Genomic DNA, 13,762 nt, shown 5'->3' with positions numbered 1-13,762 from the left:
ATATGAACGCATTAAAGAATTTAAGCCTGATTTTGTTGCTTTCTCTGGCATTTACAGGCTGCCACAACAAAAGCTCAAAAATCAATGATTTCAACCTGCTGCTTTATGCTCCCGAATATGCCTCCGGCTTCGACATCAAAGGGGCGGGCGGGAAGGAAAGCGTACTGATAACCGTCAGGAATCCCTGGCAGGGAGCGGACAGTGTAACCACATGGCTGTTTATCGTCCGCAACGGTGAAGAGGTTCCCGAAGGGTTTGCAGGACAGGTACTCAAAGGAGACGCCAAACGTATCGTGGCGATGTCTTCCACTCATATCGCCATGCTTGACGCAATCGGTGAAGTCCGGTGTATAACCGGCGTTTCGGGAATCGACTACATTTCCAACCCAGACATCCAAGCCCGCCGCGACAGTATTGGCGATGTCGGCTATGAAGGGAACATCAACTACGAGTTGCTGCTCTCGCTCGATCCCGACCTCGTTCTGCTCTATGGGGTGAACGGCGCAAGCGCAATGGAAAGCAAACTCGAAGAACTCGACATACCGTTCATGTATGTCGGCGATTATCTTGAAGAGTCGCCTCTCGGCAAGGCCGAATGGATGGTAGTGCTTTCAGAAGTCACAGGAAAACGTGAGAAGGGTGAAAAAGCCTTTGCCACAATCCCGGTCAGATACAACGCCTTGAAAAAGAAAGTGGCCGACAGTACCCTCGGCACTCCTTCGGTTATGCTTAATGTTCCCTATGGCGACTCGTGGTTCATGCCTTCAACCCAAAGTTATGTAGCCCGCTTGATTACTGATGCGGGAGGCCGCTATATCTACCAGAAGAACACGGGAAACGCTTCTATCCCCATTGACTTAGAAGAAGCATATCTGCTCGCGTCGGATGCGGACATGTGGTTGAACGTGGGAATGGCGAACTCCCTTGACGACTTGAAGGCATCATGTCCGAAATTCACCGATACCCGATGTTTCAAAAATGGAGAGGTGTATAACAACAACGCCCGTACCAACACAGCCGGGGGTAACGACTATTACGAGTCTGCCGTCGTGAATCCTGACATCGTGCTCCGCGACCTCGTGAAGATATTCCATCCTGAACTGGTGCAGGAAGAGTGTGTGTATTACAAGCAACTGAAATAGATGCGTTCCCGTTCGACTATATTATTCTCCATATTGATTACGCTCACGGTCGGTCTTTTTTTACTGGACTTGGCCGTGGGAGTTGTCAACATTCCGATCCGCGATGTATGGGCAGCACTGACCGGGGGAAATTGTTCCCGTGCCACGGAAAAAATCGTACTCAACATACGCCTCATAAAAGCTATAGTGGCACTGTTGGCCGGGGCTGCCTTATCGGTCAGCGGTCTTCAGATGCAGACCCTCTTCCGTAATCCTCTTGCCGGTCCCTATGTCCTTGGCATCAGTTCCGGTGCAAGTCTCGGTGTGGCACTTGTGGTACTTGCCGGGATCGGTTCATCAATAGGCATTGCCGGAGCAGCGTGGGTGGGTGCGGCTGTCGTGTTGCTCGTGATAACTGCCGTCGGACAGCGAATAAAAGACATCATGGTAATCCTGATTCTGGGCATGATGTTCTCATCGGGCGTAGGTGCTGTCGTGCAGATATTGCAGTACCTCAGCAAAGAGGAATCGCTGAAAGCCTTTGTCATTTGGACGATGGGGGCTTTGGGTGACGTCACCTCCGGACAACTTCTGATTCTTGTTCCATCGGTGTTTGCCGGACTGCTGTTGGCTGTACTGACCATCAAACCGCTTAACCTCCTGCTGTTCGGAGAGGAATATGCCGTAACAATGGGACTGAATATTCGGCGTTCACGCAGCCTGTTGTTTCTCTCGACAACGCTGCTCGCCGGAACGATAACCGCTTTTTGCGGTCCGATAGGTTTCATAGGTCTCGCTATGCCTCATGTCACAAGAATGCTTTTCCAAAATAGCGATCATCATGTCCTTCTGCCCGGAACAATTCTTTCGGGAGCATCGATATTGCTTCTTTGCGACATCATTTCTAAAATATTCACCTTGCCGATCAACGCCATTACAGCTCTATTGGGAATCCCAATCGTCGTATGGGTGGTTTTACGCAACAAATCCATCACCGCATGATAGAATTACAGCATTTTTCCATAGGTTACAAAGAAAACTCGTTGCTCCACGAGGTAAATGCCACGATAAAAAAAGGTCAACTGACAGCCCTTATCGGAAGAAACGGGACAGGAAAATCGACGTTGCTCCGCGCCATAGCCGGTCTGAACCGGTGTTATTCCGGAAAAATCATTCTCGACGGGCACGACATCGCCTGCATGAAAACCGAAGATATGGCAAAAACGCTGGCTGTCGTCACGACCGAGCGCACGCGCATCGCCAACCTGCGGTGCAAGGATGTCGTAGCCATAGGCCGTGCTCCTTATACCAACTGGATAGGTAGGATGCAAGAAACAGATAAGGAGATAGTCATGCAATCGCTCATTTCGGTGGGAATGGAGGCTTATGCAAACCGCACGATGGATAAAATGTCGGATGGCGAATGCCAGCGTGTGATGATTGCTCGTGCATTGGCACAGGATACTCCTATCATTCTCCTTGATGAACCGACTTCCTTTCTTGACATGCCTAATCGCTACGAACTTGTGGCGTTGCTTCGTAGGCTTGTCCACGACGAGAAAAAATGTATCATGTTCTCGACACATGAACTTGACATCGCGTTGTCCATGTGCGATTCGATAGCATTGTTAGATACCCCGAATTTAAGTTGCTTGACCGCGTCTGAAATGCAGAAAAGCGGATACATTGACAGACTTTTCCAAAATGAAAACATCCGTTTCGACTCCTTATGCGGTACAATGATTTTGAAACAATGAGTATATACACTGTAGAAAATTTTACTTCAGACATCACTGTTGAAGGATACATCGCCGAATTCCGTGACGAACCACATTTTCTTGAACTTTGCAAACAATGTACCAATTACGGTAAAAGTTGGGGGTGTCCTCCATTTGATTTTGATACGGAATCGTTTCTCCGACAATACAAGTATGCACATCTTATGGCAACGAAGATAATCCCTGAAGACAAAGATATTCCGATTGAATATACACAAAAACTCATTTTACCGGAACGGATACGAATCGAGAGCGAATTATTGGATATGGAACGGAAATATGGAGGGCGTTCATTTGCCTATATAGGTAAATGTCTTCACTGCTCAGATAACGAGTGTACGCGTAACTGCGGCACACCATGCCGACACCCGGAAAAAGTGCGTCCGTCACTCGAAGCCTTCGGATTTGACATAGCCAAAACGCTTTCTGAACTTTTTAACATCGAACTTCTTTGGGGAAAGGATGGCAAATTACCTGAATATCTTGTTCTCGTAAGCGGATTTTTTCATAATGAATACGAACTTTGCAACATAGCATACTAATGATTCGGACATGAAATAAACAGACAAACTAACCACATTCGGTTCAATCTGTTTTGTGATTTCAAATGAATTATAGTTAGATATGTAAAAAGCGACGCTGGAGCTTGAAATAAGTAACGGTTTATCGGTGTATTCTCCGTTAAACCGTCCTGTTTTCGTTAAACGAAAACACAACTTGCTGTCCGCAGGAGCGGACCACATTTATCCAATAATTATTGTGTATTAGCCCATTGTATGGCTATTCTCCTGTGATTTACGAGGCATTTCCATCAGGTGTTTGCCGGCTGCTCTCCCCATAAAAGGGTGGATATCTCTCCATAATCATATGACTTACGTCCATAATTCGGGAATAAGGAGGCGAATATACGGGAAATCTGCCCTTTACATGCCCTATTGTCCATTAATGGATTGTTACTTCTACACATCTACAAATGGAGAGCGGCAGTGAGCCGTATATGGTTTATGGTTTTTCTGCATTATCTTCATTAATGGATTACTACTTCTACACTTCTGCAAATGGAGAATGTAGCCGTGTACACCTTATGGTCTTCCTTCATAATTCTCCATTAACGGATTAATACTTTTACACTCCCATAGACCGATAATTTAAGAATCCGTATCCGGACGGATGCGCGCTCTCACGCCTGCCCATAAGGATTAAAAAGGAACGGTGGACAAGGAAACGGAATCCCGCTCGCTTTTCCACACCACTACGGGCCTCTGATGTCGCCTCCGCATAGGAAGAACCGTCCGAACGGAACGGCATCTCCGTCCCCCCCGTCATGTGTATCATGACAATAACTGACTTTGGATGACTATAAGTGACAGGTGGTTTCATCCTGTTCTCTTCTTCCTTTATTTTGTATTCCGAGACAATACCAGTTGTGTAATTTAATAATTTAAGATTTTAAAATATGGATTCAGAAAAGGAAAAGAACCGGCTTTCCGATATCGTTCTCGAGAGGGTCGGACTCACGGGGAACCTTCTGTCAGCTCCCGTTTCCCCATCCCTGGAACCAGTGGTGGAGATACCAAGTCATGGAAGTCAGGTCCGGGCAGGGAAAGTGACAGGTCCGGAGGAATACAAGAGGAGGTTTCTGGTTCCCGCTCCCAGAGCCGCTGAGTGGAAGACCGCCTACATTGATGGGAGACTGCACCGCCGGATCGCCATGCTGGTCAGGGCCGCCGGCTGCGGCAGCATCTCCGGTTTTATCATCCGGTTGTTGGAACTCCATATGGAGGAACACAGGGAGGACATCGCCTCCCTGCTCGGTGAGGTCTACCGTCCCTGGGATGAGGACGGACAGCCGGGAGGAACACCTCGCCGATAAAACGTTGTCATTGTCCAAGAAGGCATATCATGACAGGAAAGAACGTAAAAGAGCGGATTGGTCTTGGCGGGATGGACGCGGACCGCATCCGTGAGATCATGGGGGAAGCGCCTGCCTGTCCCCGGAAGAGACGTGGAACGTCCGGTAACGACATTATACGTCCCGCAAGGAAAAATGGCCCCATGCAACCGTCCGTCTACGGGGAGGAATACCTGCATGGCATTGCGGGCGTGCAGCGTCGGTCGCTGCATATTCCCGCCGCCCTGCACCGGAAACTGTCCATCCTGGCGGGAGCCTCGAGAAACGGAAAGGTCACTCTGGAGGGGTTCATCAACCACCTTGTCTCGCGGCATCTGGAAGAATACAGGGAAACGACGGACATGATTCTGGAGGAGTCCCTGCCCGGCCCGGTCATAAAGGCTCGTCCCCCATGACAGGGGATCTCCCCCGATGGGAGCATTATTTTTGTTTCTGAAACAATAGTGTTTAACTTTTAATGAAAAAGAAGTATGATGAAAAAAGAAAAAGAGTTGTTGGTTGCCATCGCCAGCCAGAAGGGTGGCGTGGGAAAATCCGTCTTTACGGTACTGCTGGCCAGTGTCCTGCATTACCGCAAAGACGTGCGTGTGGCGGTTGTGGACTGTGACTCCCCGCAGCACAGCATCGCCCTGATGCGTGAGAGGGACATGGAGAATGTCATGAAAAATGACGACCTGAAGGTGAACCTGTACCGGCAGTACGAAAGAATCCGTAAGCCTGCCTATCCGGTCATCAAAAGCGACCCGGAAAAGGGGGTGGAAGACCTGCGGCGTTATATGGACGAAAAAGGGGAGACTTTCGATATCGTGCTCTTCGACCTTCCCGGAACGCTCCGCAGCGAGGGGGTGGTTCATACCGTTGCCGCGATGGACTATATCTTTGTCCCGCTCAAGGCGGACAATATCGTCATGCAGAGTTCCCTGCAGTTTACCAAGGTGCTGGAAGAGGAGCTGATCGCCAAGGGGAACTGCAACTTGAAAGGAATCCGGCTGTTCTGGAACATGGTGGATAGAAGGGGACGGAAGAATTTGTATGATGCCTGGAACCGGGTCATCCACAGGATGGGGCTGCGGCTGCTGTCCTCACACATTCCGAACACCCTCCGCTACAACAAGGAGGCGGACCCTGTCTGTAAGGGTGTCTTTCGTTCCACGCTGTTTCCACCCGATCCCCGTCAGGAGAAAGACTCCGGCCTTCCTGAACTGGTGGAGGAGATATGCCATGCCATCGGTCTGGAGGAATCCGATACCGAGCGGTAGCGGATGATAGGATACAGACACCTTGAATAAGGGCTTTTAGCCTAAGATAAAGTAAGATAATTGCATGATAATAAGTTTTTTACAGATGTGACTTCTCCTATAAAAGCATTACCTTAGTAGTGTAATGTGCGCCAAGAGGTCACACAAGTAATTGTTCAGCATCGTGTCTGAACCTATTGTTCCATCAATAGTAGCCTGAAGAGGCGTACGTGACTGGCAACGGTCGGGTGCGAAGCCCTCTTGACAACGACGTTCCAACCTAAGCATCATAGGCGAAGAATGTCAAAGCTGACTGATATGAGTAACCTAAGTGAATCGCCGTACCATCGTGACTATGAATTAGCTCACGGATATTTATGGGCCATTCCAAAAGGCAAGCAGTCAGGATAGTACGCTGTTACATCGTGCTACACGGATGTCGCACTGCTGGTGGATAGGCGGAGTCTAAGTCGGTCGTCAGTTATTTGTGCGAAACTTGGTAAGCCCGTATCTCTCCCGTCAGCCAATAACCGATGGGTGGCCAATTGTAAGAGCGGCCGAATGAGGTGCGGGTAAAGGATTGTGGAGAAAGCGAATGCCATGGTGTAATGCCCTGGATAAAGGTTTCAACGTCACCCTACGCGAAAGCGGGCAGACTTCCACAGGGTAATTCTTTGTGAAACGAATTGTAGAACTTCAAGTATAAAGAAACAGCAAAGGAACAAGGCGCAAGCCGAGTGTGCATCTTCAGCCGGACGCAAAACCGTGTGGAAAGGAATAGACTTCGCACGATGCGAACGTAAGGTATCAATCGTTCACTGACTGCTATGTTCGGTATTAATGCAGACTGAATCCTTAATCATTTATCCAAACTCTTGAAATATCAAAGCCTGATTTAAGTGCAGATAACTGATAGAGTTTGGATAAATGGAAAGTTTGAATAAAATACATTATTATCAATTTCTACAGATATTTTTCCTTGCGCTCACACCCCACTGCATATTTGAGAAAACAGAATGATTTAACATACTATTTTTCATATCCAATCTTTTTTAATACTCCCCATGATAATACTCACTATAAAAAGTCCAATCGAATAATTTTACGCGGTGATAAATGAAATTAATAGAAAGCGATTACCTTTGAAGAAAAAGTCTGTAATTTGGTCAAGAGAAAAGTACAATAGGTCAAAACATGGATATTATAATTCGCTTTATTTGCACTACCATTTTAAATCTAATTGTATTAATCCTTATTATAAACTTTAATATCTGCACTATGAAGAGAAAAGTACTATTAAGCACATTGTTTCTAATACTACATTTCACTGTAGCATTAGCACAGCAAGTAACTATTTCAGGGCAAGTGTTGGATGAGAAGAGTGAACCTCTTATCGGTGCCACGATAAATATCGAAGGTACCACCAATGCAGTAATCACCGATTTAGAAGGAAAGTTCACGATAAAAGTACTTCCTTCTGAAAAACTGGTCATCAGTTATCTGGGATATAAGCCCAAAACTATCACTATCGGAAAGAACCGAAGATTTGATATCATTCTAGACCCTTCAGTCACAGAGATGGATGAGGTGGTTGTTGTAGGCTATGGTAGCCAGCGAAAAAGTGATATTGCAACCGCCGTTGCTTCTGTGAATATAAAAGATATTGTAAACAGTAGTTCTACGCAGACGTTGCAAGCACTACAAGGCAAAATCAGCGGAGTACAGATTATCCCCACAGACGGTTCATTGTCAAGCGGAATGACTTTCAGAATCAGAGGTGTCAACTCCGTCACAGGAGGAACCCAGCCTCTCTTCGTCATTGATGGTGTACCAATGCCTACTCAACAGATCACCAATGAAGATACCGAAACGGTAAACAATCCTCTGCTGGGACTGAATCCAAATGATATTGAATCCAATTTGAATTATTGGAATCCTCGTCCTATCAAAAAGGATAATCCATATTTGACCGTCCAAAGGAAGCTCTCTCCACAGACTGTGGAGGATTTCGCCAATAGACTGTTCATCTACCAGGTAGGAAAAAACAATCATATCGGCTTTCCATTCCGCAAACCCTCCCAGATGGAAATCCTTAACTTTGAAATGAGGAACTATTTTGCAGAGACCAATACCAATTATAAAGCCTTTGCCACGGGTGGTGACAAGGCACAAAGCTGTTGGATGGCCAATTTTGTTCCTTTTGACAAGGTTACAGACATATATCTCTTTGAATCCGCTATTGACGCAATGAGTTTCTACGAAATAAACCATTATACTAAAGAAACCACATGCGCATTCATAAGCACGGGGGGATATGTCACCAAATCCCAAATAGAGAATATAAGCCGTATATTCCCATCTGATAAGGTAAAGTGGAATTGTTGCTATGACAATGATGCCAGCGGTAATGGTTTTGACATCACCACAGCATATTATCTCAAAGGTGAGGAATGTAAAGCTTTTGCAAGGACCAACACTGGAGACACATATAAGACCATCTATTTAAGTTTCCCGGATGGAAACACACAGACCTTCAAAGAAGATGCATTTTCCTCCGGCGAGTATCTTAAACAACATGGTATAGACAATGTAAATATCATCAAACCTTCACGGTACAAAGATTGGAATGAGCTTCTTGTCTATTACAAAAGATTTGATTTGAACCTGGGTCCAGGAATGAAATTCATCCCGGCTATCGAAAAGACCATATCCCAACTGAATCTAAGAGGATATGAACAATTGGCCAATAGTATCAGTTCTTCCACAAAAGAACTGGTGGATTCTCTGCTTGAGCAAGCCAATTACTGCATTTCCGCACCTCTTGCCGAGAGCGGCGCTTATACTCTTATGGTAGACTGTAATATCTTCATGGGGCTGGACACGATGGTACCGGTACCAAGCAACTTATATGTTATAGAAAAGTGCACGCAAAAAAAGATATCGGCACATGCCATAAATGAATTTCTTAAAAAAGAATATATAAACATTTTTAGAGACATGAGTTCATCTGATTTCAAAAATTTTCTAGAGAAAGACATCCTAACTTATACAAAGGGTGCTGTAGAAAAGAATTTTGAGAAAGTGATATTGACTTTCGGATGGAGCCTTAAACCTTCAATTCTAAAAAAAAAGAGTTTTGACTTAGAACATGGTATATAGCATAACAATACAGCATGATACCATAATAGTAGCTGTTTCAAGCAGACATGTTGTCACAATTCCTGCCAGGTTTAATGGAATGATTCTCGGGCTTTGGAACTTGATACAGATTTTCGTTGCCTACTGTAATGAGAATCCGAATTGGGTGAGTAATGTCCGGTCACTGTGGGGTGACCGATTCAAATAGGGACAGGTATGGAACGGATGCCTATTCATGCCCCTATTATAGCTGACACATGGACTTTTATACATTCTTGCACTTTTTAAGTGGGTAAAAAAGTACTATTTGTATTTTATACAAAAAATTGTTTGCTTAATGAAATGGAACATACATTGCCAATGATATTTAATACCTATATATAGGTATTAGATGCGTTTTTATACCCAAAAAATGGTATTTTTATAATCTTTTGTAATATCTAATTTTGCGTCCTAAAATAGATCTTTTATCGAAGAGAGATACAGTTTCCTTATATTTGAACTGGGGCTTCTGTAAAGTGCGATAAATATGAGGCTGGAACGGAGCTATCAGAAGAATTTTGGAGAAAATCCGTTTTTTAACTTAGTTAGATCTATCAATGAAAATATAAGTATTTATCTGCGTTGTATTAAGATATAGCATATCAGAACTACAACCATCCCGTTTTTTATTTAGATTTGCAGTTTGCTTTTAATCACTCAAGATCCGTATTACTATGTATGGAACTTAAATAAAGTACTAATATATATTGGATTTTCCTAAATATAATGCAGTTGCTATATTGTTAGACAACAGACGGTTGAGGTCTGTGAGATTATGCAACGGCACCAACAAAAACAACATGTATTTTTAATAATTTTAGTTTTGTTACACACAATGGTTTGTTTTAATTTAAAATTTACATATAATTTTGCATTATTAATAAATATGATGTTACTTATGAAAAAAGGTATTTTGGGGTGTAATATTATATACTTGTTTATACTTATTTGCATAGGAATTGCCCTCCCTATCAAATCGCAAAACAATTACAAAGTAAAACTTACAGGCACTGTTTATGAGTACGACCACAACAACAAGCGTTTGCCTTTAGAATTTGCAGCTGTGTCTATTCCTGAAATTGCACTAGGGACAACCTCTGATGAAAATGGTAGATACATACTGGAAAACGTACCTACTGGTAAAATTCGTATGCAAATTCAATATTTGGGCAAAGTCTCCATTGACACCTTAATAAATGTAAATAAGGATTTGGTTCTTAATTTTACAATGAGGAATGAGGATTTTAAGTTGAAAGAAGTTACAGTAACTGCAACCAACAGCCGTTCAGGCAAATCCACATCTTCTCACATTTCCCGCTCTGCTATGGACCATATGCAAGCGACCAGTTTATATGATGTAATGTCATTGATGCCAGGTGGAATTTCACAGAATCAAGATATGAGTTCGGCACAACAGATTAACATCCGTCAAGTTTCCAGTTCCAGTGGTCCGGAAGCTCCGATGAATGCTATGGGCACCGCAATAATTCGTGATGGTGCCCCCATCTCAAATAATGCTAATCTATCTGCGATGAGCCCTACGGTATTAAGTGGTACGGAAACACCCGCTTCATTGGCCGGAGGTGCCTCGCCGGCTGGTGGAACCGATGTTCGTAGTATTTCTACTGAAAATATAGAGTCTATACAAATCGTTCGTGGTATCCCTTCTGTTGAATATGGTGATCTGACCTCAGGAGCAGTAATTATTAATACAAAAGCTGGTCGTGAGCCGCTACGTGTCAAAGCAAAAGCCAATCCCAATATCTATCAGGTGTCTATGGGAACCGGTTTTGAACTTGGAAAAAAGAAAGGCGCTTTAAATGTAAGTGCAGATTATGCTTATAATACGAATAATCCAATATCCAGTTACCAGCACTATCAGCGTGCCACAACAAAGTTGCTCTATTCAAATACTTTCTTTAATAATAAGTTACGTACCAATTCCAGCTTTGATTTTATTTATGGTAAGGATCAACGTGAACGTAATCCTGATGATGAACAAACTAAAACAGCTTCGGAAGGCCGCGATATAGGTTTTACTTTGAATACCAATGGTACATGGAATATAAATAAGGGCTGGTTAAAAACACTACGCTATGTATTGTCAGGTACGTATATGGATAAAGACAGTTATTATGAAACCGTATACAGTTCTGCTACATCTCCTTATTCCATGACCACTACAAACGGTGCGGTACTTAGTAACTTTGCAGGTCAGCATATCTATGATGCCAATGGTAATCAAATTACTAATTTTGGACCGGAAGACATAAATCATTATGCTGTTTATCTACCAAGCAGCTATTTGGGACACTATGAGATCGATAGTCGTGAAGTTAATTTGTTTGCTAAAGTGACGAGTTCTCTATTCAAGGCGAGCGGTCATGTAAACAACCGCATCTTGATTGGTGCGGATTTCCGGAGTGACGGTAACGTTGGTAAAGGAAAAACTTATGACCCAAGTACTCCTCCTTATCGTAGTCAATACGGTCATAATTCATCTTTCCGTCCACGTAACTATAAGGATATTCCTTTCATTAACCAATTTGGTGCATATGTGGAAGATAATTTCAAATGGTCCATAAGCGGTACGCATGATTTGAACATTCAGGCTGGTGTGCGTTATGATCATACCTCAGTAGTAGGAGGCATTTTCTCGCCACGTGTAAATGCATCCATTGATTTGATTCCGAATCTATTAAGTCTTCAGGGAGGTTACGGTATTGCTGCAAAGATGCCTTCTCTTCTCTATTTATATCCAGAAAATGCATATTTTGAATATATCAATATAAATGAGCTTACCAATGAAAATATTCCGGAAAGCCAGCGCTTGTTTATGACTACCACAGAAGTTCGGCAAGTAGATAACTCAGATTTGAAGATTGCCCAAAATCATAAAGCAGAAGTCGGTTTTAATTTACGAGTGGGTAAAACCAATCTGAATGTAATAGCTTATAAGGAGCGTCTGAAGGATGGTTATGTAATGAGCCAAACCTTCAACACCTTCAATACATTTATCTACAATGAATACCAGCGCACAGAAAACGGGATAGAGCTTAGTAGTAGCCTACCGGTATTGTCTACTTATGCAAAACCAACTAATAATTTAAATATAGAAACTAAAGGTTTAGAATTTGATTTGAATATCGGACGTATTGATGCTATCCGTACGGCCTTCCAAATAAATGGCTCATGGATGCGTACTAAGAGTTGGCGTCAGGGTTATAGCTTCTATGACAATAGCGAAGATGCTGCTTCAGCCCGTAAACCGGTGGCCATTTATTCTCAAGAAGGCAATGCAAGTTACAAACAACAATTTGTAACGACTTTACGTGCCACTCACAATATCCCGCGTATCGGTTTTGTTGTTACGATGACAGCACAAGCTATTTGGCAGCAGTCTAATTGGAATACATTTGGAAACGATTCTATACCTGTGGGCTATTTAGCATTGGAAGATGCGTCTGTAAATATGTTTCCCAAGGGGAAATATACCACTACCCAGCAAGTAAAGGATGCAGGATATGGATATATGTTGAATAATGTAAGTCATAATAATGCTATAAAAGAATCATACAGTCCTTATTTTTGTTTTAACTTGAATGTAACTAAAGAAATTAGCAATATGCTACGTGTTTCTTTCTTTGCCAACAATATGTTCAGAAGTTATCCGCGCAGAGAATCCAAACGTAATCCGGGTTCATATATTCAATTGAATAACCGATTTTTCTTTGGGCTGGAATTATCACTCACTTTATAATGTTTAGGAAGTTATGAAAAAATATTTAATATATTTGTTTACATTGGCAAGTACCCTTTTGATAGGATGCGATTCGTTCAGGGACATGTCTGGCACAGCAGAAGTGAATCCTATCACAGTGGATGTATATTTGGATATTACCGTTGAAAATATATCCACACTGAAAGATCTGACTGTAAAGTTCGACAATTACGATGAAGATTTACATTATGTAAAAGAAGTAACTGATAATAGTGTGAAAGTTGACGGAATTATCCCCGGAATTTATTCGGTAACAGTATCCGGTACAGCGATCGATACAGAAAACAATGAATACTACATCAATGGCAATTCTGTAAATGCGGCATTATTTAAGCATGGTAGCGCATTGAATATTGAAGTACAAGGGCTTAAAGTGAGCCCATTAATATTCAAGGAGATTTATTATTGCGGTAGCCGTCCGGAAAAAGGAGGAGTCTATTTCCGAGACCAGTTCTATGAGATATACAATAACTCTGCTGACATTTTGTATTTGGACGGTATTTATTTCGCAAATTTAACTCCGGGTACAGCTACCACTAAATTACCTATTTGGCCGGAAGCGGACGGTAATAATTATGCATATGGAGAACGTGTGTGGAAATTTCCAGGAAATGGAACCGAATATCCGTTAGCGCCAGGTGAATCTTGCATCATTTCTCAATTTGCCGCTAACCATCAGTTGGACATCTATAACCCTCAAAGTCCTATAGACGGCAGTAGTTCTGAGTTTGAGTTTAATATGAATAAGGTTC

At 43.1% G+C, this 13,762-nt stretch carries 11 protein-coding genes and 1 pseudogene; 10 read left to right on the top strand and 2 right to left on the bottom strand.

Annotated features, from left to right (window positions below; translation table 11 throughout):
* The first annotated feature begins 2 nt into the window (after positions 1–2).
* The 4 genes from INE92_RS12580 to INE92_RS12565 are packed head-to-tail and all read left to right on the top strand — an operon-like array spanning position 3 to position 3,441.
* Positions 3–1,142: an ABC transporter substrate-binding protein gene (locus INE92_RS12580; protein ID WP_015531516.1), complete on the top strand. Its 1,140-nt coding sequence runs from the start codon at positions 3–5 to the stop codon at positions 1,140–1,142.
* On the top strand, positions 1,143–2,123 hold the full coding sequence (locus INE92_RS12575; RefSeq protein WP_004289234.1) for a FecCD family ABC transporter permease: 981 nt from the start codon (positions 1,143–1,145) through the stop codon (positions 2,121–2,123).
* A complete protein-coding gene (locus tag INE92_RS12570; protein WP_004289235.1) occupies positions 2,120–2,878 on the top strand; it encodes an ABC transporter ATP-binding protein in 759 nt (252 codons plus the stop codon). The genes INE92_RS12575 and INE92_RS12570 overlap by 4 nt, the downstream gene beginning before the upstream one ends.
* The gene (locus INE92_RS12565; RefSeq protein WP_004289236.1) at positions 2,875–3,441 is read left to right on the top strand and encodes a DUF2284 domain-containing protein; all 567 of its coding nucleotides are present in this window, start codon (positions 2,875–2,877) and stop codon (positions 3,439–3,441) included. Before INE92_RS12570 ends, INE92_RS12565 begins: the two co-directional genes overlap by 4 nt.
* A 583-nt stretch (positions 3,442–4,024) precedes the next feature.
* Here the strand turns inward: INE92_RS12565 and INE92_RS12560 are convergent.
* A complete protein-coding gene (locus INE92_RS12560) occupies positions 4,025–4,279 on the bottom strand; it encodes a hypothetical protein (protein ID WP_008650625.1) in 255 nt (84 codons plus the stop codon).
* A 76-nt stretch (positions 4,280–4,355) separates the two neighbouring features.
* On the opposite strand from INE92_RS12560, the gene INE92_RS12555 reads away from it, so the two are divergent.
* From INE92_RS12555 to INE92_RS12545, 3 genes are all read left to right on the top strand, one after another.
* Positions 4,356–4,772: a DUF3408 domain-containing protein gene (locus INE92_RS12555; RefSeq protein ID WP_004327094.1), complete on the top strand. Its 417-nt coding sequence runs from the start codon at positions 4,356–4,358 to the stop codon at positions 4,770–4,772.
* A gap of 29 nt (positions 4,773–4,801) precedes the next feature.
* Positions 4,802–5,206: a DUF3408 domain-containing protein gene (locus INE92_RS12550; RefSeq protein WP_004315818.1), complete on the top strand. Its 405-nt coding sequence runs from the start codon at positions 4,802–4,804 to the stop codon at positions 5,204–5,206.
* Between the two features lie 75 nt (positions 5,207–5,281).
* Positions 5,282–6,070, top strand: coding sequence for a ParA family protein (locus INE92_RS12545; RefSeq protein ID WP_004311277.1), 789 nt, complete (start codon positions 5,282–5,284; stop codon positions 6,068–6,070).
* 108 nt (positions 6,071–6,178) lie between these two features.
* Here the strand turns inward: INE92_RS12545 and INE92_RS12540 are convergent, their stop codons facing one another.
* On the bottom strand, positions 6,179–6,340 hold the full coding sequence (locus tag INE92_RS12540; protein ID WP_153862836.1) for a hypothetical protein: 162 nt from the start codon (positions 6,338–6,340) through the stop codon (positions 6,179–6,181).
* A 987-nt stretch (positions 6,341–7,327) separates the two neighbouring features.
* Here INE92_RS12540 and INE92_RS12535 point away from each other — a divergent pair.
* The 3 genes and pseudogenes from INE92_RS12535 to INE92_RS12525 all read left to right on the top strand — a co-directional run.
* Positions 7,328–9,208, top strand: a complete 1,881-nt coding sequence (locus INE92_RS12535) for a carboxypeptidase-like regulatory domain-containing protein (protein ID WP_004327093.1) — start codon at positions 7,328–7,330, stop codon at positions 9,206–9,208.
* A 910-nt stretch (positions 9,209–10,118) separates the two neighbouring features.
* Entirely contained in the window at positions 10,119–12,989 is a 2,871-nt protein-coding gene (locus INE92_RS12530; RefSeq protein WP_004311273.1) for a TonB-dependent receptor, read from the top strand.
* Positions 12,990–13,002: 13 nt separating this feature from the next.
* Positions 13,003–13,755: pseudogene (locus INE92_RS12525) on the top strand (DUF4876 domain-containing protein); the annotation flags it as partial.
* Positions 13,756–13,762: the final 7 nt, after the last annotated feature.

This window comes from Bacteroides xylanisolvens (assembly GCF_018289135.1).
In the GTDB taxonomy this organism is placed as follows: Bacteria; Bacteroidota; Bacteroidia; order Bacteroidales; family Bacteroidaceae; genus Bacteroides; species Bacteroides xylanisolvens.
This window is presented reverse-complemented; position numbering and strand designations above follow the sequence as displayed.

Bases quoted from the DNA above. Each gene is read 5' to 3' on its own strand.
- INE92_RS12580 (WP_015531516.1), top strand. From the start codon at position 3: ATGAACGCATTAAAGAATTTAAGCCTGATTTTGTTGCTTTCTCTGGCA.
- INE92_RS12575 (WP_004289234.1), top strand. From the start codon at position 1,143: ATGCGTTCCCGTTCGACTATATTATTCTCCATATTGATTACGCTCACG.
- INE92_RS12570 (WP_004289235.1), top strand. From the start codon at position 2,120: ATGATAGAATTACAGCATTTTTCCATAGGTTACAAAGAAAACTCGTTG.
- INE92_RS12565 (WP_004289236.1), top strand. From the start codon at position 2,875: ATGAGTATATACACTGTAGAAAATTTTACTTCAGACATCACTGTTGAA.
- INE92_RS12560 (WP_008650625.1), bottom strand. From the start codon at position 4,279: ATGAAACCACCTGTCACTTATAGTCATCCAAAGTCAGTTATTGTCATG.
- INE92_RS12555 (WP_004327094.1), top strand. From the start codon at position 4,356: ATGGATTCAGAAAAGGAAAAGAACCGGCTTTCCGATATCGTTCTCGAG.
- INE92_RS12550 (WP_004315818.1), top strand. From the start codon at position 4,802: ATGACAGGAAAGAACGTAAAAGAGCGGATTGGTCTTGGCGGGATGGAC.
- INE92_RS12545 (WP_004311277.1), top strand. From the start codon at position 5,282: ATGATGAAAAAAGAAAAAGAGTTGTTGGTTGCCATCGCCAGCCAGAAG.
- INE92_RS12540 (WP_153862836.1), bottom strand. From the start codon at position 6,340: ATGATGCTTAGGTTGGAACGTCGTTGTCAAGAGGGCTTCGCACCCGAC.
- INE92_RS12535 (WP_004327093.1), top strand. From the start codon at position 7,328: ATGAAGAGAAAAGTACTATTAAGCACATTGTTTCTAATACTACATTTC.
- INE92_RS12530 (WP_004311273.1), top strand. From the start codon at position 10,119: ATGTTACTTATGAAAAAAGGTATTTTGGGGTGTAATATTATATACTTG.